The 23,312-nt window shown below is 56.7% G+C and carries 21 protein-coding genes; 13 read left to right on the forward strand and 8 right to left on the reverse strand.

Annotated features, from left to right (window positions below; all coding sequences use genetic code 11):
- Window positions 1–20: 20 nt before the first annotated feature.
- Window positions 21–1,034, reverse strand: coding sequence for a plasmid partitioning protein RepB (gene repB / locus ACTJK5_RS15180; RefSeq protein WP_440598815.1), 1,014 nt, complete (start codon window positions 1,032–1,034; stop codon window positions 21–23).
- A complete protein-coding gene (gene repA, locus ACTJK5_RS15185) occupies window positions 1,031–2,245 on the reverse strand; it encodes a plasmid partitioning protein RepA (RefSeq protein ID WP_082479330.1) in 1,215 nt (404 codons plus the stop codon). The genes repB and repA overlap by 4 nt, the downstream gene beginning before the upstream one ends.
- Before the next feature lie 347 nt (window positions 2,246–2,592).
- Here repA and ACTJK5_RS15190 point away from each other — a divergent pair, with 347 nt between their 5' ends.
- On the forward strand, window positions 2,593–4,017 hold the full coding sequence (locus ACTJK5_RS15190) for an FAD/NAD(P)-binding protein (protein ID WP_440598816.1): 1,425 nt from the start codon (window positions 2,593–2,595) through the stop codon (window positions 4,015–4,017).
- Between the two features lie 130 nt (window positions 4,018–4,147).
- Here ACTJK5_RS15190 and ACTJK5_RS15195 read toward each other — a convergent pair whose 3' ends face one another.
- The gene (locus ACTJK5_RS15195) at window positions 4,148–5,482 is read right to left on the reverse strand and encodes an aspartate aminotransferase family protein (RefSeq protein ID WP_440598817.1); all 1,335 of its coding nucleotides are present in this window, start codon (window positions 5,480–5,482) and stop codon (window positions 4,148–4,150) included.
- Window positions 5,483–5,630: 148 nt separating this feature from the next.
- Here ACTJK5_RS15195 and ACTJK5_RS15200 point away from each other — a divergent pair, with 148 nt between their 5' ends.
- Entirely contained in the window at window positions 5,631–6,179 is a 549-nt protein-coding gene (locus ACTJK5_RS15200) for a cupin domain-containing protein (protein ID WP_062423622.1), read from the forward strand.
- A gap of 98 nt (window positions 6,180–6,277) precedes the next feature.
- On the opposite strand, the gene ACTJK5_RS15205 is transcribed toward ACTJK5_RS15200, so the two are convergent.
- Together ACTJK5_RS15205 and ACTJK5_RS15210 are read right to left on the reverse strand one after the other, a co-directional pair.
- Window positions 6,278–6,889, reverse strand: a complete 612-nt coding sequence (locus ACTJK5_RS15205; RefSeq protein ID WP_440598818.1) for a flavodoxin family protein — start codon at window positions 6,887–6,889, stop codon at window positions 6,278–6,280.
- A gap of 101 nt (window positions 6,890–6,990) precedes the next feature.
- On the reverse strand, window positions 6,991–8,106 hold the full coding sequence (locus tag ACTJK5_RS15210) for a Gfo/Idh/MocA family protein (RefSeq protein ID WP_440598819.1): 1,116 nt from the start codon (window positions 8,104–8,106) through the stop codon (window positions 6,991–6,993).
- 389 nt (window positions 8,107–8,495) lie between these two features.
- Between ACTJK5_RS15210 and mbfA the strand changes: the two genes are divergently transcribed.
- Entirely contained in the window at window positions 8,496–9,479 is a 984-nt protein-coding gene (gene mbfA, locus ACTJK5_RS15215; protein ID WP_440598820.1) for an iron exporter MbfA, read from the forward strand.
- Between the two features lie 3 nt (window positions 9,480–9,482).
- Here mbfA and ACTJK5_RS15220 read toward each other — a convergent pair whose 3' ends face one another.
- Window positions 9,483–9,920 (reverse strand): Lrp/AsnC family transcriptional regulator, encoded by a 438-nt coding sequence (locus ACTJK5_RS15220; protein WP_111847257.1) that lies wholly within the window; start codon window positions 9,918–9,920, stop codon window positions 9,483–9,485.
- A 134-nt stretch (window positions 9,921–10,054) separates the two neighbouring features.
- On the opposite strand from ACTJK5_RS15220, the gene ACTJK5_RS15225 reads away from it, so the two are divergent.
- Complete coding sequence (locus ACTJK5_RS15225) at window positions 10,055–10,978, forward strand: DMT family transporter (protein ID WP_440598821.1); 924 nt, start codon at window positions 10,055–10,057, stop codon at window positions 10,976–10,978.
- Window positions 10,979–11,014: 36 nt separating this feature from the next.
- On the opposite strand, the gene ACTJK5_RS15230 is transcribed toward ACTJK5_RS15225, so the two are convergent.
- Window positions 11,015–11,629 carry a transglutaminase-like cysteine peptidase gene (locus ACTJK5_RS15230; protein ID WP_062423626.1) on the reverse strand — a complete coding sequence of 205 codons (615 nt, stop codon included), beginning with the start codon at window positions 11,627–11,629 and terminating at the stop codon, window positions 11,015–11,017.
- Between the two features lie 205 nt (window positions 11,630–11,834).
- On the reverse strand, window positions 11,835–12,647 hold the full coding sequence (locus tag ACTJK5_RS15235; protein ID WP_440598822.1) for an alpha/beta hydrolase: 813 nt from the start codon (window positions 12,645–12,647) through the stop codon (window positions 11,835–11,837).
- 179 nt (window positions 12,648–12,826) lie between these two features.
- Here ACTJK5_RS15235 and infC point away from each other — a divergent pair, with 179 nt between their 5' ends.
- The 9 genes from infC (at window position 12,827) to ACTJK5_RS15280 (ending at window position 23,312) form a co-directional block, all read left to right on the forward strand.
- Entirely contained in the window at window positions 12,827–13,363 is a 537-nt protein-coding gene (infC, locus tag ACTJK5_RS15240) for a translation initiation factor IF-3 (protein ID WP_111847509.1), read from the forward strand.
- 195 nt (window positions 13,364–13,558) lie between these two features.
- Window positions 13,559–13,762 (forward strand): 50S ribosomal protein L35, encoded by a 204-nt coding sequence (rpmI, locus tag ACTJK5_RS15245; protein ID WP_027674722.1) that lies wholly within the window; start codon window positions 13,559–13,561, stop codon window positions 13,760–13,762.
- Between the two features lie 40 nt (window positions 13,763–13,802).
- Window positions 13,803–14,207 carry a 50S ribosomal protein L20 gene (gene rplT, locus ACTJK5_RS15250; protein WP_027674723.1) on the forward strand — a complete coding sequence of 135 codons (405 nt, stop codon included), beginning with the start codon at window positions 13,803–13,805 and terminating at the stop codon, window positions 14,205–14,207.
- A gap of 126 nt (window positions 14,208–14,333) precedes the next feature.
- On the forward strand, window positions 14,334–15,206 hold the full coding sequence (locus tag ACTJK5_RS15255; RefSeq protein WP_113175845.1) for a serine/threonine protein phosphatase: 873 nt from the start codon (window positions 14,334–14,336) through the stop codon (window positions 15,204–15,206).
- Window positions 15,199–16,281, forward strand: a complete 1,083-nt coding sequence (gene pheS, locus ACTJK5_RS15260; protein WP_440598823.1) for a phenylalanine--tRNA ligase subunit alpha — start codon at window positions 15,199–15,201, stop codon at window positions 16,279–16,281. Before ACTJK5_RS15255 ends, pheS begins: the two co-directional genes overlap by 8 nt.
- Window positions 16,282–16,306: 25 nt before the next feature.
- Entirely contained in the window at window positions 16,307–18,730 is a 2,424-nt protein-coding gene (gene pheT, locus ACTJK5_RS15265) for a phenylalanine--tRNA ligase subunit beta (RefSeq protein WP_440598824.1), read from the forward strand.
- Window positions 18,731–18,941: 211 nt separating this feature from the next.
- Window positions 18,942–19,931 carry a Bug family tripartite tricarboxylate transporter substrate binding protein gene (locus ACTJK5_RS15270; protein WP_112520605.1) on the forward strand — a complete coding sequence of 330 codons (990 nt, stop codon included), beginning with the start codon at window positions 18,942–18,944 and terminating at the stop codon, window positions 19,929–19,931.
- A 387-nt stretch (window positions 19,932–20,318) separates the two neighbouring features.
- The gene (locus ACTJK5_RS15275; RefSeq protein WP_112359034.1) at window positions 20,319–22,478 is read left to right on the forward strand and encodes a methyl-accepting chemotaxis protein; all 2,160 of its coding nucleotides are present in this window, start codon (window positions 20,319–20,321) and stop codon (window positions 22,476–22,478) included.
- Between the two features lie 309 nt (window positions 22,479–22,787).
- Window positions 22,788–23,312: a flavin reductase gene (locus ACTJK5_RS15280; RefSeq protein ID WP_112520606.1), complete on the forward strand. Its 525-nt coding sequence runs from the start codon at window positions 22,788–22,790 to the stop codon at window positions 23,310–23,312.

Raw genomic sequence — 23,312 nt, forward strand, 5'->3', positions numbered from 1 at the left:
CCTCGCGCAACTGACGGGCACTATTGTTTAGAGCGGTGCTCCTCAAACAGAGCCTGCAGGTGCTCCAGAACGAAAGACGCGAACTCAGGAGCTTCCTTACGGTCGATGGAGATATCGATCTTACGGTCCGTCTCGACGATCTTCGCGAGTTTTTGACCGCTCTTCGACGCTAGAACACCGCTGCGCTTGGGTTCCACCTTCGGCTTGAGATACTCCAGCAGAGCCTTGAAACGTTCTTCCGAGGCGAGCCTTTCGATGCGATCGTCCTCAAGGAAGGACCGTGCGACATCATTCACCTTGGATGACGTCAACTGATCAGCGAGATCCATCCAGTTGCGACGACCGACGCCAGGAGCAGGACCAACCTTGTCCACGATATCATCGGGAATGCGGCCTACGACCGACAGCATGTTGGAAAGATCGCTCTTATAGAGAGACATCGCCGCCATGATGGTCTCACGCGAAAACTTGAGCTGCAGCTTCTGTGCAAAGCGCGCTTTCTCGATGTAGCTGAGATCGCGGCGTTCGTTGTTTTCCTGGCCTTGCGCCACGACAAGCTGCTCGTCTGTCAGATCACGAACGACGGCACGAACAGGAATACCGATTTCCGCGACAGCACGCAGACGACGATGTCCGAAGGCGACCTGATAGCGGCCGGGCCTATCTGGATGCGGGCGAACCAGGATCGGGACCTGTTGGCCCTGCTCACGAATGGCTTCGACCAGACCCACATCTGCCTCGCGCGACGCCGGCATGCGGTCGGGAATAAAGGATGGATCGATATCGGCAGGATCAAGCGCAACGATAGCCAGGCCTTCAGCCAGCTTCTTTTCGATTTCTTCGGCACGCTTGCTGCGTTCGGAAACCTCGTTGAGGGACTGACCTATCATTCCAACCGGCGAGTTCACGGTGTCGGTCACCAGATCCGGCGAGCCGAGAATAGGCCGAATACGTGGGCGCGGACGGTCCGCAGCGGCTTCGTTGTTATCGGCACCGGTGCCGCCGAGATTGGCGAAGATTTGCTTTCTGCTCATGCGGTTCTACCCCACGCTTTTTTTATCAGGCCTTCAATTTCGGCATTTACGTTAGTCATGGCTTCCAAGGCACGGTCATAGGTCGACCGTGTGAAGAGGGTCCGTTCAACTTCAAACAGGGTCTGATTGGTCAAACCGGCGTCGGAGATCGCCGTGCTCTTCAGCATTGGATGGTTCAGAACGTTCTCACCGAAGATGGAACGGAGGAACGCCACCATCTGGTTTTGTGGTCCGTCGCTCGGTTCGAAGCGGGTCACGAGATAACGCATCCAATGGTAATCCGAGCGCGCACCGGCACGGCCGATTTCAGAGAGAAGATCGCCGGTCATTGCCAGGAACTGGTTCATCGACATCACGTCGAGCATTTGCGGATGAACGGTCACGAGAACCGAGGTCGCAGCTGTCAGGGCCGAGAGTGTCAGATAACCAAGCTGCGGAGGGCAATCGATGACAACGACGTCGTAGAAGTTCTGCACCTGAGCGATTGCCTGACCGATGCGGGCGAAGAACAAAGTGTCGCCAGGCGCGCGGCGCATCAAAGCACGAGGCGTGTCATGCTCGAACTCCATAAGCTCCAGATTGCCAGGAATGATGTGGAGGTCAGGGATGTAGGTGCCCCTGACAATTTCTGCCACCGGACGCTGTTCATCGTCGTAGCGGATGGCACCATATAGTGTTTCGTTTGGACCGACATCCAATTCAGGCTGGTGACCGAAGAGGGCGGACAGACTGGCCTGCGGGTCAAGGTCGATGGCGAGAACGCGATAGCCGCGCAACGCCAGATATTGAGCGAGATGCGCGGAGGTGGTCGTCTTGCCTGAGCCGCCCTTGAAATTCATGACTGCGACGACCTGGAGCGCCTCACCTTCACGGCGATGCGGAAGATAGCGGCGTGTACCGCGTGCACCCTGATCGAGGTGTTTGCGGATCGCGTGGATGTCATCGACGGAATAGCTTCGGCGACCGCCGCTCTGCGATGCGCTGAGGTCCGGCATCTCGGCGGCGATCTGGCGAAGATAGGCCTCACCAATACCGATCAGCTTTGCTGTCTCGGAAGGAGAGAATGTGCGCATGGTCTTTTCGGACAACGGCGCAAATGTGTGAGCATTGTGCGCCTGAAGCTGTGCAGACAAAGCTGCCGAATGCTGTAAGATGAGGCTCGTGAGATCGGGCGCTCTCTCAGCAATGTTGGGGTCAGCACCAGGTGTCATTTCTCTCTTTTCCGCTCGTTAGATCAGTTGCGGTTTTTTCCGTCGAAATCGGATTTTTCCGCAACTGGAATATAAGCGCCGATTCTCTTTTTGACGCAATAGGCATTTCTTAAGCCAAACATGAATCTTTCCAGCGTCATACAACGGCATTTTGAATCAGAAATAGAGTTTGGTGGCTCGGCAAATGCGCGAGGCGGAACCTCCATTATGCGTTCCCCGTGTTAGCCGCGGCTAACCGATTTCTGGAGCGCTGCCGAGCGGTACCTCAGTTCAAGTGTGTCGATGCTTTCATTTGCTTTTTGAGTCGGCGTGAGCTTTGTTGGTCATGCAATAGCAAGGAGGCCAATATGATCTATGACGTCGCGGTGGTGGGATCCGGATTTTCAGCGATCAGTCTGGTGACCAATCTTTTGCAATTGCTTCCGGCAGGGACATCGATTGCCATCGTCGGTGATGATGCGAGCTTCGGAAGAGGAACGGCATATCGCACTGAACTGCATCTTCATCGGTTAAATGTACCAGCAGCGCGAATGAGCGCATTTGTCGATCGTCCCGACGACTTTCTCAACTGGCTGAGTAGCCGAGGACGGGACGTAGACGGGTCTGGCTTTGCCAGCCGAAATGACTACGGACTCTATTTGCGCGATACACTCGCCGCCCTTCTTCGAGATCAAAGGCAGCGAATCCGAGTTGACTTTATCAAGGCCAAGGCGATGTCGTGTGCAGCCATTGGTGAAGGCCGTGTCGCCTTTCGGCTTAGTGACGGAACGTCGCTGATTGCCGGAAGGGGGGTCCTGTGTCTTGGTGTGGGGACGGCAAGTTTACCGCGGCTAACTCGAGAAGCCGATATGGCGCTCCTGCGCCGCGTCGTCCGAAACCCATGGCGTCTCAACTGGCTCTCCAGAGTTCAGCCCGATGACACGATCTGTATCTTGGGGTCCGGCTTGACGATGATCGATCAGGTTTTGTCGCTCCGGAACATGGGGCATCGCGGAAAGATCCATGTGATCTCGCGCCGTGGCCTTGTCCCCCATTGTCACAGTACTTCGCCTGTTACCGCTGTAGACCCGAAGCTCAATCCAGGCCACAGCGAAATCAGTCAGATCCTGGCCGATCTTCGACGCGTGGTGAGGGCGGGCACGGAATGGCGTGCCGTTATGGATGGTTTGCGTCCACAGACCCAAAAGCTCTGGCAGTCCCTGGATGAGCCGAAGCGAGCGCGGTTCCTTCGCCATGCCCTTGCCTGGTGGAATATTCACCGGCACCGGGTCGCACCGCAAGTGCATGAGGTCTTCGATGGATTGCTGAAGCAGGATGTGGTCGAAGTTCACGCTGGTTTCGTACAAAGTATTGCCAGGGCGGAGGAGGGGCCTTTCCTGACCTACCGTAAACGAGGTGAAACGGGCCAGGTCTGTTTGCCGTTCGACTGGCTGGTAAATTGTACTGGCATGGAACGAGCTGGGATCGCTCACTCTCCGCTTCTGCAGCAGATGGTCACAGATAAAATGATCGATACCGACCCACTTGGATTGGGCATCAGGGTCGATGCGCAGTCCCATGTTCTCAAGCCTGATGGGCATGCGCAGTCTGACCTATTCGCTGTGGGTGCCTTGACAGCGGGGCAGTTTTGGGAAATTACTGCTGTGCCTGACATACGCGTGCAGACTCGCAAAGTCGCCGAATCGATCGAACAACGTGTTCAAGTCAGGTCATCGCAAAGCGATCAGAATCCAACAAAAACAGCTATACGAAGTGCAGAAAGCAAAGCGTGACTTTGCTTTGATATGAGGATTTTTTTCGTTATATTACAACGGGATGAAAATTCTTAAATTTTGACTAAATCTGGTCAGATATGGTCCGGGGCGGGTTCCTCACCCCGGACATTCTTCAGAGCGTGAGCGATCACACAGCCCGCTGAAGTGCGTCCCCGATCATGGAGACGATCGTATCGATCTGGTCTTCCTCGATGATCAGGGGAGGGGAGAGCGCTATGATGTCTCCCGTAACGCGGACAAGAAGGCCCTTCTTGAAGCAATCGACAAAGACGTCGTAAGCGCGTGTTCCTGGAGCACCGTCGCGCGGGGCAAGTTCGATGGCGCCGACGAGGCCGAGATTGCGGATATCGACCACATGTGGTGCACCCTTCAGTCTATGGAGGGCATCTTCCCATTTCTGCGCCAGCGATGCCGCGCGTGTCAGAAGGCCTTCTTCCTCATAGATCTCGAGCGTCGCGATGCCGGCGGCGCAGGCAACCGGGTGGCCTGAATAGGTGTAACCGTGGAAGAGTTCGATCTGGTTTTCTGGGCCGTGCATCAGCGCATCATAGACATAGCGCTTCGCGAACACCGCGCCCATCGGGATCGAGCCGTTGGTGATACCCTTGGCTGTGGTGACCAGATCCGGAACGACGCCGAAGTAATCGGTGGCGAATGGCTGACCAAGACGACCAAAGCCGGTGATCACCTCGTCGAAGATCACCAGGATGCCATGCTTGTCGGCAATGGCGCGAAGCCTTTCCAGATAGCCCTTGGGTGGCAGGATCACGCCGGCCGAACCCGACATCGGTTCGACAATCACCGCGGCAATTGTCTCTGCGCCATGAAGGGCGACCAGACGCTCCAGATCTTCCGCAAGCTCCAAACCATGCTGTGGTAGGCCTTTGCTAAACGCGTTGCGCTCCAAATCGAGCGTGTGGCGCATATGGTCGGCGGGGATCTGCGGGAAAACGCGGCGGTTGTTGACGAGACCGCCAACCGAGATGCCGCCGAAGCCAACGCCGTGATAACCCTTCTCACGGCCGATGATGCGTGTGCGTGTTCCCTGACCGATGGCGCGCTGATAGGCGATCGCAATCTTGAGCGCTGTGTCTACGGATTCAGAACCAGAACCTGTGAAAAAGACGCGATCGAGTTCGGCAGCGGCACCGCCCGGCGCATGTGCGGCGAGCTTTTCGGCAAATTCGAAAGCGATGGGATGGCCCATCTGGAAGGTGGGCGCGAAATCCATCGTGGAGAGCTGTCGCTCGACAGCCGTCGAAATCCGCTTGCGGCCGTGGCCCGCATTCACGCACCACAAGCCTGCCGTGCCGTCGAGGATCCGGTTGCCGTCAACATCGGTGTAGTACATGCCCTCGGCACTTGCCAGCAGACGGGGTGACGCCTTGAACTGGCGGTTCGCCGTGAACGGCATCCAGAAATTGGCGAGGTTTGGCATGTTGGCTTTGGTTTGATGGTCCATGAGGGTCCCCTTGACTTGGATGATGCATCCATCCGCGACTTTGTGGCTGTAAACAAGTCCTTTTCTATTCAGTCCTAACCTATTGTTTTAACTGAGTAGAAGGGTGTATGTTTGCGCTATACCGAACATGTGAAACGCGGAGATTTTAATGAGCGTCGATATTGGCAACAGATTGCGTCATCTTCGGTCGATGCACAAGTTGTCGCAACGCGAGTTGGCCCGCAGGGCAGGCGTAACGAACTCGACGATTTCGCTGATCGAGTCCAATTCGGCAAATCCGTCGGTTGGTGCCCTGAAGCGGATTCTGGACGGCATCCCGATTGGCCTTGCAGAGTTTTTTGCCTTCGAGCCGGACAAGCCGCGCAAGGCGTTCTATGCTGCGGAAGAGTTGGTCGAGATCGGCAAGGGGCCGATTTCCTACCGGCAAATCGGAGATAACTTGTTCGGCAGGAGCCTGCAGATTCTTAAAGAGTGCTATCAACCCGGCGCCAGCACCGGACGTGTACCTCTGGTGCATGAGGGGGAGGAGGGTGGCATCGTGCTGTCTGGCCGGCTGGAGGTCACCGTCGATGACGAACGCCGCATTCTTGGGCCGGGTGACGCCTATTATTTCGAAAGCAGGCGTCCCCATGTTTTTCGCTGCGTTGGGCCCGTGCCCTGCGAGGTGATCAGCGCCTGCACGCCTCCGAGCTTTTAAAGAACCGATCAAGGCGCTTTCATTAGCCGACTAATTAACGGTATGATTGAGACCCGAGGCGTCACTCGCTTGATGCAGGAAGATAAGAATACCCGTTCTTACGCTTCACCTGGATAGGGGTTTTCTTTGGTCAGCCTTGCCAAATGCACGGTGTTGCGAGCCAGCATGTCGACGGCCTTCGTCACTGTTTCTGGGATATGCTCCAGATCGGAAAAGTTTGTGCTACCCATCGCTTCGCCCACCCAATAGGCCACCGCGTTGGGGGCGATCGTAAAGCCGACATCGTTCAGGGCTTGATAGAGTTCAGCACAGACATGGTGGGCGCCATCTTCATTGCCGACAACGGCTACGGCAGCCACCCGTCCATAGGATGCCATTCTGCCCGCGTCATCGGTTTCTTCAAGAAACGCGTCCATTCGCTCCAATGCACGCTTCGACACGCTGCTGGGCTGTCCAAGCCATATTGGTGTGCCGAGGATGAGAATATCTGCGTCGAGAACCTTTTGACGAATCGCCGGCCAATCATCTCCGTCGCCCTCATCAGAGGACACGCCCGGCTTTATGTTAAAATCGGCAAGGCGGATCGTCTCGGTCTCCACACCGTCTTTTGACATCGCCGACGAAATGAGTGCGAGCATGCGATCCGTCGATGATGGCTCGCCGCCAGATGCCTTCAAGGTTGCATTAAGCGCGATTGCTTTCAAAGCCATTGTCGTCTCCTCCAAGGTGAACATCGTCTCGTAACCGCGACACGAAAGGCTTGTTCCCGTGTCGCAGATTGCTCCTGACGCATGGAGGCGCGTGGATCTGATTACTTCGACTGGGGAATGATGCTGATCATCTCGTCTTCCGATGGTTGCTCAGCGGGGTCCAGGTGAAGCGCCTGGTCGGCTTCGACCCTGCGAGATCGTGAAGCTGCGGGTAACGTGATGGTCTCCCCAGTCTCAAGCGATCGCTCAACCGCAGCCAGGACACGCATATCCATCAAGCCTTCCTCGCCATTGGCTTCCGGATCGCGGTCGTTCAGAATGCAGTCGGAAAAATACTGCGTCTCGTTACCAAACTGGTCTACCGGCTCGAAGACGTGTTCCTTCTCCCCTTCGTCAGTAATCTCGCGGTAAGCGATCCCCATGGAAGGCCCGAACATGTAGCAGGGCGAAGCCTCGACCGTCGCCTTCGTTCCGACCAGTGTGAAGTTTTCGGCCGATGCGGTGGCGTAACTCACGGTAAACTGCGCGGTGCGCTCTTGCGGAAACGCCAAAGTGACCGCGACCGTATCATGAAAGTTGAAGCCGCGATCTTTGGCCTTGGTTCCAACCGCGTGAACCGCGACGGGCTCGCTGCCAAAGAGGTTGCGCACTGCATTGAGCGGATAGGCACCCATATCTGGCACAGGGCCGCCCCAATAGCCGTTATGACCACGAGAGTTTTCTTCTGCGACATTCTGGGCGAAGGTTGAGGAGAAGCTGCGAAGATCACCAAAGTCGCCATTACGAGCGCGTGTGAAAAGCTCGACATTGCCGGGCTCATGATGAAGACGGTATGCGATCATCAGCTTGGCGCCGCTTTTTCTCTGTGCCGCCAGGATCTGTTCAGCCTCCTCGACACTCGACGCCATCGGCTTTTCCAGAAGCACGTGAATGCCAGCCTCGAGAGCAGCAACGGCGAATGGGGCGTGACGGAAGTTTGGGGTGGCAACATAAACGGCGTCGATTTCGCCGGACTTCAGCAGCTCATCATATTGCTCGTACGACCAGGGTTTTATTCCGTAAAGTTTTGCAAGCTTGTCCGCTTTCACCGGATCACCGGTCACAAGCGCTGCCAGCTCGGAATTGTTGGTTTGCTTGATGCCGGGCATGAAGGCCTGCTGTGAGATTTGGCCTCCGGCGACGACGGCGTAACGGATTTTCTGTTCTGGTGATGGCATTGCGCTCTCGAAACTCGCTTGATTGGGGAGCAACGCAGCCGGATGCGGCATTGCCAATGAGGAATGCCGAACCTTCAGCAATGTTCCGGATCAAGGACATGATGGTCTGCCCCAAGCGTGTCGGATCCGGATTCCGTTTGGCAGTCGGTTCTATAAACGGGGTGCTGCACATGGGTTGATGGCTGTTAGGCCAATGTGCTGCCTGCGCTTGTGTTTTGTGGCGCTTTGCTCGCATCCCATCATTGGTCGAATACCGGCGCCACCATTGGTGTGCGAGACATGTCCTTCAGCTTTCCGGCCATGCAAAAAACCTACTTAGAATTATTCTAAAAAGACTTGCGAAGCACGGATCACAGGAGTAATTAGAATCATTCTAAAAGGATGGCACCATGTTCAGCAGTCTCTTCTCTTCCTCCAAACGTCCCTTCTCCTCTCTCAACGAGCAGGAAATCCTTGCTCTGGCCATCTCGTCGGAAGAGGATGATTCACGGATCTACCGGTCCTATGCGGATCATTTGCGCGCTCAATATCCGCAATCCGCCAAGATTTTCGACGACATGGCTGAAGTGGAGCACGCGCACCGCAATGTCCTGATCGATATGCACAAGCGCCGGTTTGGCGATGTCATTCCACTCATTCGGCGCGAGCATGTGCGCGGCTTTTATGAGCGCAAGCCGGACTGGTTGATCAATACGCTGACGCTAGACCATATCCGCGAGCAGGCCGAAGAGATGGAGCAGCAGGCCATTCGCTTCTACGACGAGGCAATTCGCCACGTGACCGATGCAGAAACCCGCAAGCTTCTCGGCGATCTTGCCGAAGCGGAGCGGGGGCATGAAGACATTGCCGGCATGCTCAGCGACAAGCATCTTCCCGAAGATGCGCGATCGGAAGAAGATGAGACCTCCAAGCGCCAGTTCTTGCTGACCTATGTGCAGCCTGGTCTAGCGGGCCTGATGGACGGCTCGGTCTCGACGCTTGCGCCGATCTTTGCCGCAGCTTTCGCCACTCAGGATACGTGGCAGACCTTTTTGATCGGTCTTTCCGCCTCGGTCGGTGCGGGCATTTCCATGGGCTTTACCGAAGCCGCTCATGATGACGGCAAGCTTTCAGGACGCGGATCGCCGATAAAGCGCGGCCTGGCGTCCGGTATCATGACGGCTGTCGGCGGTCTCGGCCACGCACTTCCCTACCTCATTCCGCACTTCTGGACGGCAACCGCGATCGCCGCCGTCGTCGTCTTCATCGAGTTGTGGGCGATTGCTTTCATCCAGAACAGGTTCATGGAAACGCCGTTCCTGCGCGCGGTTTTTCAGGTGGTTCTTGGCGGCTCGCTGGTTCTGGCGGCCGGCATTATCATCGGCCACGGATGAGCGTCACGACAAAGGAAGCAGCCGGCGTTTGACCGGCTGCAGCTTCACGATCGACGTGTTGGTTTCCGCCTTGTCGGCGATCCGGTCGAGGATGGTGTCCAGCTCCTCGATCGAGCGGACATGCAGACGGGCAATGAAGCAATCGTCTCCTGTCACCTTGTCGCATTCTGAAATCTCAGGGATTGCCTCGATGAGTTGCTGAACAACATGCAGCTTGCCAGGCAAGGGACGAACACGAATGATAGCCTGGAGCGTGAACCCGATACTCGCCGGGTCGATTTCCACTGTAAAGCCGCGGATGACGCCCCGCTCCTCCAGTCGCTTGATCCGCTCGGATGTACTCGGCGCCGACAGTCCCACATGCTGCGCAAGATCTTTGACAGACATTCTCCCGTCATTCGACAAAAGCTCCAGAATGCGCTTATCGACATCGTCGAGCATAGGCTTTGTCCTTTAAAGCGAAGGCCAATTACAGCCTTCTTTTGATAGGATTTTTTGAGGTAACGCCTTTTAAAATTCAAGGCAATCTCCAATCAAGTCCATTAGGATCCCTGCATCACAATGAGGGCCTGACCATGACTGAAAAGATGCGCGGCGTGATTGAAATGGCAAGCGCGATGGTGATTTCCGGCACCATCGGTCTGTTTGTTGTCTTGTCCGGCCAACCGGTGACGAGCGTCGTATTTTGGCGCTGCGTTTTCGGCGCGGCGATCCTGCTGCCGATCTGCGCAGCAATGGGATTTTTCAGGCTCGGTATCATGTCGCGCAAACAGTTGGGTTTCGCAGTGCTCGGCGGAATGGCGATCGTCACGAACTGGCTGCTGTTATTCGCCGCCTATCCACGCGCTTCAATTTCGATTGCGACTGCGGTCTACAATACCCAACCCTTTATGCTGGTGGCCATGGGCGCTGTCTTCCTGTCCGAGCGGCTGACGCTCAATAAGATGGTGTGGCTCGCCATCTCGTTTGTCGGCACGCTGGCCATCATCTATGCGAAGCTCGGTGTCGGATATTCTGGTGAAAACTATCTCGCCGGAATTGCGCTCGCTCTCGCCGCCGCCTTCTTCTATGCGGTGGCCGCCATCATCGCCAAGACACTGAAGGGCGTTCCGCCGCAACTGATCGCGCTCATTCAGGTGGTCACCGGCATTTTTCTGCTCCTGCCATTTTCGGCAGACGGTCCTCGCATCGAGGCACAGGCATGGATGATGTTGGTGACGCTTGGCGTCGTTCACACCGGACTGATGTATATTCTGCTCTATGGCGCAATCCAGAAATTGCCGACCAACCTCACCGGCTCCCTGTCCTTCATCTATCCGGTGGCGGCGATCATGATTGATCGTATTGCCTTCGGCCATCACCTGCAGCCACTGCAGATCATCGGCGTGGTCGCCATTCTTGCGGCCGCAGCAGGTTCGACATTGGGCTGGTCTGTTGTTCCCCGCCTGAAAGAAAAGCGCGACGCCTCAGGTGACACATCACGTTCTGCGTTTCGATAAGGCGATACCTAAGCGGTGTTTGCCAATGCTGTCTGTTTAGCGCAGTGCGCCAACCAGAACATCACGGCCATCTTCGATGGAGACCCAGCGACCGGTGTTGAAGGAAGCCTGACGCTTCAAATAGGTGTAGTTGGTGTCGGTCCACAGCTTCACTTCGTTCGACAAATTGTCGAGGATGAAATCGCCGTCATTGGTCCGCACGGTCAACACGGCGTGGCCTTCGCCATCGGGCTTGCGCACGACGGTGATGAGAAGATCGGAGACGGCAAAGCCCTTCTCGATCAGCTTCTTGCGCTTCAACAGCACGAAGTCTTCGCAATCGCCTGCGGTCTTGGGATATTCCCAATATTCGTCCTTGCCATAGACTTCCTGGTCGGTCATGGCGACGATGGTGGTATTCACTTCAGTGTTGATGTCGCGAATGACAGTCCAGCCATAATCCGTCACGCGAGGAGCGGGTGTCAGCTTGCTGCGGATATCGCATTCGGATGCGTATCTCTGGCAGAATTCGTAATGGCCGATCGGCTGCGATGTAATGCCGCCCGTCACCATGGCCGGGCTGCCTTTGTTTTCAGCCTGCACGGAGGCCGCAGAAAGTAGTCCGGCCGCCACTGCAATGAGCAGCGCCCGTGCCTGCGATGCATTCATCATCAAACCCGTCCCTTGAAGTCTTAATAAAGTGTTAAGAGAGATCAGGGGTAAGTGTCAATCGGAAGCGGGCTTTCTATGAACGCAAGATGAATATTATGGTTAAGAGCGTGGCCGAAATGCTTAAAGCATCGGCCCGAAGATCGAAATCGATTTTCGGAAAGAACGGCGCATCGATTCAAAGGAGTAGAGCATTCTTTGTGCGCCCTTAAAGACGCGCGGTGCCCGAAGCTACGAGGCTTTTGACCGCACCGAGCATTCTTTCGATGTCCTGGGGACGCGAAAGCCGATGGTCGCCATCACGGATAAGGCTCAAGACCACATCGTCGGCAGGCAGGTGTTCCATCAGTCGCAGGGCATGTTGGTACGGAACGTCTTCATCACGCATGCCCTGCAGAATATGAACGGGGCAGCCGGTATCGATCACGCCCTTCAAAACCAGATTTTTGCGGCCGTCCTCCATCAGATCGCGGGTGAAGATGTTGGGCTCGGGGCTGTATTCCGATGGCTCTTCGAAATAGCCGCGCTCGGTAAGCGACGCCTGTTCAGCTTCCGTCAGATTGGGCTCGATCAATTCCGCAGTAAAGTCCGGCGCTGGCGCAATAAGGACAAGACCTGAAACGTTCGGGCCCTTGCCGCGCTTGCGCAGTTCCTCAATCAGTCTGAGTGCGATCCATCCACCCATGGACGAACCGATCAGAATGACGCTTTTAGGTGCCTTGTCATCCAGAACGGCAAGAGATTCCTCCAGCCATCGTGAAATGGTGCCGTCTCTGAACTCGCCTTTCGATGCGCCATGACCAGAATAATCGAAGCGGATGCAGGCGAGCCCCTCCTGTTGCGCAAAACGATCGAGCTCGACAGCCTTCGTGCCTGTCATGTCGGAGCGGTAGCCCCCGAGCCAGACGAGGGCAGGGCGATGATCCGACGTTTGAGCCGATCGAGACAGGATGGCGATCTCGCGCGCGGCGTCACCTTCACCGACGACAATATACTGTGGGGCTTCGTGTGGCTGCGTCATCTTATTCTCCATACGTTTCTTTCCCCTGTAGACCAGATTCGTAAAAACCACGACAGGAGGTGATTTTTTTGCAAAGCCATGCTATTGACTTCCCAGAGGCGTTCACGACATTTCAGCCATTTGCACCGACAAGCTGTTTTTGCCGACGCGATATCGAAACAGATCAGGAGAATACGACCATTCGCAGACCGTTCAAAGCCGATGCCCCCGTCAAGGAAGGCCCGCGCTCCAACAGGGAAATTCGCATTCCCAAAATTCAGCTGATTGATGAAGAAGGCCAGAACCTCGGCGTGATGCCGACGGACCAGGCGTTGAAGATGGCGGAAGAGGCCGGTCTTGATCTTGTCGAGATTTCGCCGAATGCAGAACCGCCTGTTTGCAAAATTCTCGATCTCGGTAAGCTGAAATATTCGACGCAGAAGAAGGCGGCCGAAGCGCGCAAAAAGCAGAAGATCGTCGAGGTCAAAGAAATCAAGATGCGTCCGAACATCGACACCCATGACTATGAGGTGAAGATGAAGGCGATGAACCGTTTCTTCGAAGAAGGCGACAAGGTGAAGGTAACGCTGAAGTTCCGTGGCCGCGAAATGGCTCACCAGGAACTCGGCATGAAGCTGCTGCAGCAGGTGAAGGAAGATACCTTGACAATCGCCAAGGTGGAAGCCGAGCCGAAGCTGGAAGGCCGCCAGATGATGATGGTGCTTGCACCGAAGTAATGCTTGGGCGCGCTGACATCGAGGTCGGCGTTTTCCACTCTCGCAGGGGAAGTTTGGCTTCCCCGTTGCGCTTTCTCATAACTGCGGTTATAAGCGCGCGTCCGAACGGTCCGGCAGGGCATGCCGTGGCCGTTCTTGAATAGCTTGAAGCGGGCTTCGTCTGCCTGTTTCGATACAAAATAACGGAGTAGCAAAATGCCCAAGATGAAGACGAAATCCGCTGCAAAAAAGCGGTTCAAGATCACTGGCACCGGCAAGGTTCTCGCAGCCGCCGCCGGTAAGCGCCACGGCATGATCAAGCGTTCCAACAAGTTCATTCGCGACGCGCGCGGAACCATGGTTCTGGCCGAAGCTGACGGCAAAAAAGTCGTCAAGAACTACCTGCCGAACGGTCTCTAAGACTCTTCCGCATTTTTGGACACTTTAAGGAGATCATGACATGGCACGCGTAAAACGTGGCGTAACTTCCCGCGCCAAGCACACCAAGACACTCAAGGCAGCCAAGGGCTTCTACGGCCGTCGCAAGAACACCATCCGTGCAGCAAAGGCAGCGGTTGACCGTTCCAAGCAGTACGCTTACCGCGACCGCAAGGTCAACAAGCGTAACTTCCGCGCTCTGTGGATCCAGCGTATCAACGCTGCTGTTCGCGAATTCGGCCTGACCTATGGCCGCTTCATCGACGGCCTGAACAAGGCTGGCATCGAAGTCGACCGTAAGGTTCTGTCCGACATGGCTATCCATGAGCCGGCAGCTTTCGGCGCGCTCGTCGACGCCGCGAAGAAGGCTCTTGAGTACCTCAAGGATGCAGGTACGGCCAACGAGTTTGAATCCGCTGTAAAGTAATTACGGCGCGGACAAATTGTTGTTCATTTGAAACCCGCGCCGGGCAACCGGGGCGGGTTTTACGTTTGAAAATGCTTCCTTTTCAGAAGGAAGCCCTCTGGGCGCTTTGGCGCCGACGGGACTATCATGCTTCAGGCTGCCAATGCGAGCGAGAGGGAAAAGGGCTTCCATGTTCATCTGGAAGACGCCGATATTGCTGCGCTCATGCAGACCCTGTTGATGAGCGAAAAGCGCATCCAGCGACTGGAGCTGAGTTCCGGCGCCGTCTGGATCAAGCGTCAAGGCACGGAAGAACCACGGTGGTGGAGCAAGTTGCAGGGCTTTGCTGCCCGCCTTCTTCCATATGCTTTTCTCAGACCGTCGCCGGTGCTTTCGCCTGTCGAGATGATGGCGCGCGAAAAGCGTCGGATGATCGAGTTCGGCAATGCGGGCTTCACCGTTCCGGCGATCATCTATTCCTCCGATACCGCCATCGTGCTGGAGGATGTGGGGCCAACCATCCAGGGCATCGTGGCGCGCAAGGCAAGCGAAGGACATCCCGACCGGTTGCTGGTTCAGTCGGCGATCGAGCTTGGTGAGCTTCATGCCGCCGGTCTTTGCCATGGGCGCCCGCATATTCGCGACTTCTTTCTCAAAGGTGGCCGGATCGGCTTCATGGATTTCGAAGAAGAGCCGCAGGCGGTCATGCCGCTGGCCAGCGCTCAGGCGCGCGACCTGTGGCTGCTATTCTTGCCACTGAGTGCCTTCGCCGAAAACACCGATGCAACGCTTGGCGCTGCCTATCGCGGATGGTCCGCCCATGCACCACAGGCGACCATCGATGAATTGCGTCGCCTGGTGCGTGTGCTTGGCCGATTTTTGCCGCTCGCCCGGTTGATTGGCCGCGTGCAGATGGGTAGTGATCTGCAACGCTTTATCGTGGCGACCGACTTTCTAAAGAATGCTGTTGAAACCGATGTCGGGGCCAAGACCTCCGGCAGGGCAGGAAAAGATGACTGAACTGGACACTTTGAAATCGCAACTGATGTCGGAGATCGCTGCGGCGGCAGACGAGACGGCCATCGAGGCCGTGCGCCTGTCGGCGCTTGGCAAGAAGGGCTCGGTTTCCGAGCTTCTGAAAACGCTGGGCACCATGACGCCGGAAGAGCGCCAGACACGCGGCGCCGCCATCAACCAGCTGAAGAATGAAGTGACGGACTTTCTTACCGCCCGCAAGAGCGAGTTGAAGGATGCAGCCATCGAAGCGCGGCTGAAGGCCGAGACGCTCGACGTCAGCTTACCCGTCCGTCAGTCTCCTGCCGAACGCGGCCGCATTCATCCGATCAGCCAGATCGTCGATGAGATCACGGCGATCTTTGCCGATATGGGCTTCTCCATTGCCGAAGGCCCGGATATCGAAACCGACTATTATAACTTCACGGCGCTGAACTTCCCGGAAGGACACCCCGCCCGCGAAATGCACGACACCTTCTTCTTCCAGCCGGATGAAAAGGGTGAGCGCAAGGTTCTGCGCACGCATACCTCGCCGGTTCAGGTGCGCACCATGGAAGCGCAGAAGCCGCCGATCCGTATCGTCATTCCCGGCAAGACCTACCGCCAGGATTCCGATGCCACTCATTCGCCGATGTTCCACCAGGTCGAAGGCCTGGTGATCGACAAGAAAGCACATGTCGGAAACCTTCGCTGGATTCTCGAAGAGTTCTGCAAGACCTTCTTCGAGGTCGACAGCGTCGTCATGCGCTTCCGCCCGTCCTTCTTCCCGTTCACCGAGCCGAGCTTCGAAGTGGATATCCAGTGCGACCGCTCCGGCCCGACCATCAAGTTCGGCGAAGGCAAGGACTGGATGGAGATCCTCGGCTGCGGCATGGTGCACCCCAATGTGCTGCGCGCCGGTGGGCTCGATCCGGACGAGTATCAGGGCTTTGCCTGGGGCATGGGTCTCGACCGCATCGCCATGCTGAAATACGGCATGCCGGACCTGCGCGATTTCTTCAACGCCGATGTTCGATGGATGAACCATTACGGCTTCCGCCCGCTCGACATGCCGACGCTGTTCGGCGGTCTGAGCGCCTGATCGGTCAAGTCGAGGAGTATATAGTATGAAATTCACACTCTCCTGGCTGAAAGAGCATTTCGATACGGATGCCTCTCTGGAGCAGATCTGCGAACGACTGACGGCAATCGGTCTGGAGGTCGAGGATGTCGACGACAAGGCGGCTTACAAGCCCTTCGTCATCGCCAAGGTTCTGTCGGCGGAAAAGCATCCTGAAGCGGATCGCCTGAAGGTGCTGTCGGTGGATGCCGGTGACGGCAAGCCGGTGCAGATCGTTTGCGGAGCGCCGAATGCGCGCGCAGGCCTCGTTGGCGCTTTGGCGCGTCCGGGGACCTATGTTCCAGGCATCGATGTGACGCTTTCCGTCGGCAAGATCCGCGGTGTCGAAAGCCACGGCATGATGTGTTCCGAAAAGGAGCTCAACATGTCCGACAATCATGATGGCATCATCGATCTACCGGAAGATGCGCCGGTCGGCACGTCTTTCGCGTCCTATGCCGGACTTGACGATCCGGTCATCGAGATCAACCTCACGCCGAACCGTCCGGATTGCACCTCGATCTATGGCATCGCGCGTGATCTGGCGGCCTCCGGTCTCGGCACGTTGAAGACGCGGCCTGCACCGAGCTTCAAGGTCGAAGGCGCAACGCCGGTCGATGTCAAGCTGGAGCTTGATGATGCGGCTCTCTGCCCGGGCTTCTCGCTTCGCATCGTGCGCGGCGTGAAGAATGGCCCCAGCCCGAAGTGGATGCAGCAGCGCCTGCTGGCAATCGGCCTGCGCCCGATCAACGCATTGGTCGACATCACCAACTACATGACCTTCGATCAGGGCCGTCCAATGCACGTCTTCGATGCGGCGAAGGTCAAGGGTGATCTCGTCGTGCGGCGCGCGAAAGAAGGTGAAACGATCCTTGCCCTCGATCAGCGTGAATACAAGCTCGGTCCAAACAATGTGGTGATTGCCGACGACAACGGGCTCGAGTCCATCGGTGGTGTCATGGGCGGCGAACATTCCGGCTGCGACGAGAATACCGTCGATGTACTGATCGAGTCGGCACTCTGGGATCCGATCAACGTTGCCAAGACCGGACGTTCTCTCGGCATCATCACCGATGCGCGCTATCGTTTCGAACGCGGCGTCGATCCGGAATATATGGTGCCGGGCCTCGAGCGCACGACGGAACTGGTGCTCGAGCTTTGCGGTGGTTTGGCCGGAGAAGCCAAGGTTGTCGGCTACAAGGGCTTCGAGCCGAAGTGGATCGATTTCCCACTCTCCGAGGTGAAGCGCCTCACGGGTCTCGAGGTTTCGGCGGAAGAAAGCCTTGCGATCCTCAAAGGTCTCGGTTTCGGCATCGAAGGCTCCGGCGAGCGTGTTTCCGTGTCGGTGCCCTCATGGCGTCCGGATGTCGATGGCAAGGCGGATCTGGTGGAAGAGGTCATGCGCATCCACGGCGTCGACAACATCAAGCCGGAACCGCTTGAGAGCCTCGGCGCCATCAACGGACGCATTTTGACGACGCTGCAGATCCGCACGCGCACCGCGCGCCGTGCACTTGCAAGCCGCGGTATGCTGGAGGCCGTCACCTGGTCCTTCATTCCGGAAGCGCAGGCGAAGCTCTTCGGCGGCGGCTCATCCGCGCTCAAGCTCGCCAACCCGATTGCTGCCGATATGTCCGACATGCGGCCGTCCCTGCTTCCCGGTCTGTTGACCGCAGCCCAGCGCAATGCCGACAAGGGCTATGGCGATGTGGCGATCTTCGAAGTGTCGGGTACCTATGAGGGCGATACGCCGGAAGGCCAGCGGCGCGTCGCCGGTGGCGTTCGCCGCGGCACCGCATCGCTTGCCGGTGCAGGCCGCATGTGGTCGAACACAGCAAAGGGCGGTGGAAAGGCCGTCGATGTCTACGATGCCAAGGCGGATGCGCTTGCCGTGATCGAAGCCTGCGGTTTGCCGATGGCTAATGTGCAGATCGAGGCCGGTGCTCCGTCCTGGTACCATCCTGGCCGTTCCGGCACGATCAAGATGGGTCCCAAGGTGGTTCTTGGTTACTTCGGCGAATTCCATCCGAAGACACTCGGCGCTTTGGATATCTCCGGTGCCTATTGCGGCTTCGAGATTTATCTCGACGCCATGCCAGAACCGAAGAAGAAGGCAACGCGCACCAAGCCGGCGCTGGAGCTTTCACCGTTCCAAGTGGTGAAACGCGACTTCGCTTTCGTGGTCGACAAGTCGGTCGAAGCGGGCGCCCTCATCAAGGCGGCAACCAGCGCCGATCGCAAGCTCGTCACCGGCGTCAACGTCTTCGACGTCTTCGAAGGCGCGTCGCTCGGTGAGAATAAGAAGTCGATTGCGATCGAAGTTCAGATCCAGCCGATGGACAAGACCCTGACGGATGAGGACTTCGAAGCCTTGACGGCAAAAATCGTCGGTAATGTCGAGAAGACAACGGGCGGCGTGCTTCGCGCGTAATCCTGTGCTTCATGTGATGATGCTGAAAAACCCGCTTTCATGGCGGGTTTTTTATTGCTCAGATTATACATCCAAATATAAGAAACGCGTCATACGTGTATTTCATAACAAATTGACTCCTGAAAAAGCTCAGATCGCATGTAGAGGTTGCTACGGTCGTTGCTTTTAGTACTATGCCTTCCAGGCCGTTGGGCCGTGAGGAGGAGATTTTATGGCAATTGGGTATTTGAAACGCCGTGCAGCTTTGATGCTTGCTGCATCTGCGGCAGCTTTATTAACGTTCAACACAGGCGCTCATGCGCAGGCCTTTCCCGAGCGCACGATCACGCTCGTCGTGCCTTTTGCGGCAGGCGGCTCCACCGACGTCGTTGCACGCGTCATTGCACAAAAAATGGGTGACACGCTTGGCCAGCAGATCATTGTCGAGAATGTCGCGGGTGCTGGCGGAAATCTCGGTGCTGACCGCGTTGCGCGCGCCGAGCCCGATGGATACACGATCCTCATGGGTACGGTGGCGACACATGCCCTCAACCCATTGATCCTCAAGACGAAGCCCTATGATCCTGAAAAGGATTTCGCACCGATTTCGTTGCTGGTCGTCGTGCCGAACGTGCTGGTTGTCAATCCGCAGCTGCCGGTCAACAATGTTGCCGAGCTGATCGCGCTCCTGAAGAAAGAGCCGGATAAGCATGCCTATGCCTCATCCGGTAACGGCACGCCGCTTCACCTTTCTGGTGAGCTGTTCAAGAGCATGGCCGGCGTCGACATGCAGCACGTGCCTTATAAGGGCTCCGGCCCGGCATTGAACGATCTGCTGGGCAATCAGATTTCGATCATGTTCGACAACCTGCCATCCTCATCCGCGCACATCAAGTCGGGTACCTTGAAGGCGCTGGGTGTGACGACGGCGGAGCGGGCGTCCTCCTTCCCGGATGTGCCGACTATTGCCGAAACCGTGCCAGGTTATGAGACCTATACCTGGAATGCGCTTTTTGCACCGGCCGGAACGCCGCCTGAGGCAATCGCCAAGCTGAATGAGGCTGCCAAAACGGCACTGTCCGATCCGGATGTGGCAAAGCGCATGGCGGATTTCAGCGCTAAAATCGTCGGTTCGTCGCCGGAGGAGCTGAAGACCCACGTGTCGGAAGAGATTGCCAAATGGGGTCCGGTGGTGAAGGAAGCCAACGTTCAGATGGACTAAGGCCAGTACAGCCTCGCGATGGATCGTCTTCCCCAGTATCTCCGCAGGGGAAGGCACCTCCAATCCTTACCTGTTGGTTAAGCCATGAAAAATGTGATCAACTGCTGTTACACCTGATCATCATTTAGGCAATTAAACCGATAATAAATTATTTTATCCTATTACCTTCATCCATGACGAAAGTCGTCGCAGGCGTTCAAGCGCCGTCGAAGAGTCTTCAGATGGATCGAGGCAAAAGTGAATTTTTTCAGGAACTTGAAAATCAGCACCCGCATCGTCGTGGTTGCCGCTATCCCTACAATCGCCCTCCTAGGCGCTGTGGTCCAAGATAATTTCCGAAGGCTGGACGTTGCCTCTCAAGCCAGTTCCGTCTCTGAGATCTCAGCCATGGCACCTCTGATCGGTGGTATGGTCCACGAAATTCAGAAGGAGCGCGGTGCCTCTGCCGGCTTTGTGGGTGCGAAGGGGCAGGGCGAGTTCGGACCTCTTCTCGAAAAACAGCGCCTCGTGACCGATGCCGCGATTGCGAGATTTCGAAAGCTTAATCTGACGACCGAAGAAGCCGCCGGCACTCCTGCTTTCATGCAGCTCGCCATTACCGCGCAAGCAAAGCTCGACAAGCTTGACGCCATGCGGCAGGACATTACCTCGCTAAAGGCATCTGTTGCCGATATTGGTGCTTATTTCGCCGATACGATCGGCAGCCAGATCAAGCTCATCGAATCGATGAGTTCTCTGACGTCGGACAGCCGCATTTCCAATCGGATAATCGCTTATTCTGCACTCCTGCAAGGGAAGGAACGGGCGGGCCAGGAACGAACAGTCGGAACCGCGGCCTTTACCACCGGAAGCATCACTCCCGAAAGCTATCAGAAATTCGTTCGCCTCGGTGCCATGCAGGGCGTCTATTTCTCGATCTTCGATTCCTATGCAGGTGCTGCTGAAAAATCAGCGCTGGAGGCTGCACTTGGCAGCGATGCCGCCAAGCTTGTCGATACGCAGCGCTCTGTTCTTCTACAGGCGCCCTTTGGAGGCCAGTTGAGTGGCATCAGCGGAGAAGCTTGGTACAAAGCGACCACGGACCGCATCAACGTTCTCAAGACGGTCGAAGACAAAGTCGGTGCGGAACTGAGTGCCTATGCTACAGGCGTTGCGACGTCTGAACAACGTGGCCTTACTGTATCAATTCTAACATCCTTAGGTGTCCTTGCCGTCGTGGCTGTTCTTGCCGCAATCATTACCCGCTCGATCACGGGCCCTATCGGCAGCGTGGTTGGCACCATGCGTGAACTCGCAGCAGGTCGCGCCGATGCTGCATTGGATGTTGAACCTGACTGCAGCGAGATCGGCGAAATGGTTCGCTCCGTTGCAGTCTTTAAAACCAACGCCCAGGAGCGTCTCAAGCTTGAGGCCGAAGCCGAGGCCAACCGATCGCTCACTGAACGTGAACGTTTGGAGCGCGAAGCGCGGCAGGCCCAGGACGCAGCGGAAGTGCAGCACGTGGTCGATACGCTCGGTGCGGGTCTCGGCGCTCTTGCAAACGGCAAGCTGAACTACCGCATCCAAGACAGCTTCGCTGACCGTCTCGACAAGATCCGCGTGGACTTCAATGGTGCGATAGAGCGGCTTGAGGATACGATCATAAAGGTCAGCGGAAACGCGCAGGGGATTGCGGCGGGTTCCAACCAGATCAGAGCATCTGCCGACGATTTGGCACGACGCACAGAACAGCAGGCAGCGTCGGTCGAAGAGACCGCCGCGGCGCTGGAGCAGATCACGACCACGGTGGCGGATACGACGCGCCGGGCAGAGGAAGCCGGTCGCCTCGTGAGCGAAACGCGTGAAAACGCAGAACGCTCCGGCGTTGTCGTGACAAAGGCCATCGGCGCCATGAACGAGATCGAAGCGTCTTCAAGAGAGATTTCCAATATTATTGGAGTCATCGACGAGATTGCGTTTCAGACCAATCTGCTAGCACTCAATGCTGGTGTCGAAGCCGCACGCGCGGGTGAGGCCGGTAAGGGGTTCGCTGTCGTCGCCCAGGAAGTGCGCGAGCTTGCCCAACGATCGGCCAGTGCTGCAAAGGACATCAAGGCACTGATTGCAAAGTCAGGCGATCATGTCAAAAACGGTGTTGGCCTTGTCGGTGAGACGGGTGAGGCGCTCACCCACATCGTCGCGCAGGTGAAGGATATCAGCGTCAACGTGCTCTCAATCGTTGAGGCATCGCGTGAGCAGTCCACCGGTATCAAGGAAATCAATAACGCGGTTTCCCAAATGGATCAGGGCACGCAGCAGAACGCTGCCATGGTGGAAGAGTCGACGGCAGCCAGCCACTCGCTCGCCAGAGAGGCGGATTCGCTGTTTTCCCTCGTGGGCGCGTTCGAAACGGGTTCGCAGCGCAGCGCTCAGACGGCGGTCTCGGCACGTCCCGTCGTTCCATCCGCGGCACCTCAGCGCTCTCCAGTTCGTAGCCTCGTCAATCGCGTTGCGTCTTCCTTCAACGGGAACGCGGCGCTGAAGGCAAACAGCTGGGAAGAGTTCTGAAACTGCGCGATCAGCATCGCTGATGAAAGGCCCCGGACGTCGTCTGGGGCTTTTTTTCTGTCACCAATAGAGGTGTAAAAATCAGGCTTGAAATTTCGCAAAAATCACGATGCGCGTCTTCAAGAAGGTAAGGCTTTGTTTGTGCATCCAACAAGACGACGTAAGGCGCTCTGGGGGACAGCGAATTGAGGTCGGCCCGCATTTATTCGCTGCGGGAAGAATTTTCGATTCCCTTGCGGCCTCGAGACGTTAATGTGGAGCGGAACAGACGTCCTGTATTTGACGACTCTTTAGGAACAGTCGCTTGAGATGCGTATGTCAGATGGTGAGAAGGAAGCCGCAATGGGGATTAAGACTGCGGAAGAGCGCAGCCTGGACTACAGAAACGCGATGGCGCAGCTTGCCGGCGCAGTCAATATCGTCACCACAGATGGACCGGCAGGCAGGGCGGGGTTTTCCGCCACCGCCGTCTGTAGCGTATCGGACAATCCCCCAACCCTTCTCGTCTGCATCAATCGCAGTTCATCGGCGTATCGGATGTTGTTTGAGAACGCCGTCGTGTGCGTCAACACGCTCTCAGCAGATCAGCAGCCATTGAGCCAGCTCTTCGGAGGCAAGACCCCGATGGAGGAGCGTTTCGCAGGCGGTGAGTGGTCGTCGCTCGAAACCGGTGCACCGATTCTGAAAGGCGCACTCGCCTCCTTCGATTGCCGTGTTCGCGCAATCCATGATGGCAGTACCCACGACATCATCATATGCGATGTGGTCGATACTGCCGTAGGAGAAGGGGAAGAGGCGCTGCTTTACTTCAAGCGGGCTTATCGCACGCTCTAA

Source organism: Agrobacterium sp. 22094, from assembly GCF_052046015.1.
GTDB lineage: Bacteria > Pseudomonadota > Alphaproteobacteria > Rhizobiales > Rhizobiaceae > Agrobacterium > Agrobacterium cavarae.

Bases quoted from the DNA above. Each gene is read 5' to 3' on its own strand.
- repB (WP_440598815.1), bottom strand. From the start codon at position 1,034: ATGAGCAGAAAGCAAATCTTCGCCAATCTCGGCGGCACCGGTGCCGAT.
- repA (WP_082479330.1), bottom strand. From the start codon at position 2,245: ATGACACCTGGTGCTGACCCCAACATTGCTGAGAGAGCGCCCGATCTC.
- ACTJK5_RS15190 (WP_440598816.1), top strand. From the start codon at position 2,593: ATGATCTATGACGTCGCGGTGGTGGGATCCGGATTTTCAGCGATCAGT.
- ACTJK5_RS15195 (WP_440598817.1), bottom strand. From the start codon at position 5,482: ATGGACCATCAAACCAAAGCCAACATGCCAAACCTCGCCAATTTCTGG.
- ACTJK5_RS15200 (WP_062423622.1), top strand. From the start codon at position 5,631: ATGAGCGTCGATATTGGCAACAGATTGCGTCATCTTCGGTCGATGCAC.
- ACTJK5_RS15205 (WP_440598818.1), bottom strand. From the start codon at position 6,889: ATGGCTTTGAAAGCAATCGCGCTTAATGCAACCTTGAAGGCATCTGGC.
- ACTJK5_RS15210 (WP_440598819.1), bottom strand. From the start codon at position 8,106: ATGCCATCACCAGAACAGAAAATCCGTTACGCCGTCGTCGCCGGAGGC.
- mbfA (WP_440598820.1), top strand. From the start codon at position 8,496: ATGTTCAGCAGTCTCTTCTCTTCCTCCAAACGTCCCTTCTCCTCTCTC.
- ACTJK5_RS15220 (WP_111847257.1), bottom strand. From the start codon at position 9,920: ATGCTCGACGATGTCGATAAGCGCATTCTGGAGCTTTTGTCGAATGAC.
- ACTJK5_RS15225 (WP_440598821.1), top strand. From the start codon at position 10,055: ATGACTGAAAAGATGCGCGGCGTGATTGAAATGGCAAGCGCGATGGTG.
- ACTJK5_RS15230 (WP_062423626.1), bottom strand. From the start codon at position 11,629: ATGATGAATGCATCGCAGGCACGGGCGCTGCTCATTGCAGTGGCGGCC.
- ACTJK5_RS15235 (WP_440598822.1), bottom strand. From the start codon at position 12,647: ATGACGCAGCCACACGAAGCCCCACAGTATATTGTCGTCGGTGAAGGT.
- rpmI (WP_027674722.1), top strand. From the start codon at position 13,559: ATGCCCAAGATGAAGACGAAATCCGCTGCAAAAAAGCGGTTCAAGATC.
- rplT (WP_027674723.1), top strand. From the start codon at position 13,803: ATGGCACGCGTAAAACGTGGCGTAACTTCCCGCGCCAAGCACACCAAG.
- ACTJK5_RS15255 (WP_113175845.1), top strand. From the start codon at position 14,334: ATGCTTCAGGCTGCCAATGCGAGCGAGAGGGAAAAGGGCTTCCATGTT.
- pheS (WP_440598823.1), top strand. From the start codon at position 15,199: ATGACTGAACTGGACACTTTGAAATCGCAACTGATGTCGGAGATCGCT.
- pheT (WP_440598824.1), top strand. From the start codon at position 16,307: ATGAAATTCACACTCTCCTGGCTGAAAGAGCATTTCGATACGGATGCC.
- ACTJK5_RS15270 (WP_112520605.1), top strand. From the start codon at position 18,942: ATGGCAATTGGGTATTTGAAACGCCGTGCAGCTTTGATGCTTGCTGCA.
- ACTJK5_RS15275 (WP_112359034.1), top strand. From the start codon at position 20,319: ATGGCACCTCTGATCGGTGGTATGGTCCACGAAATTCAGAAGGAGCGC.
- ACTJK5_RS15280 (WP_112520606.1), top strand. From the start codon at position 22,788: ATGCGTATGTCAGATGGTGAGAAGGAAGCCGCAATGGGGATTAAGACT.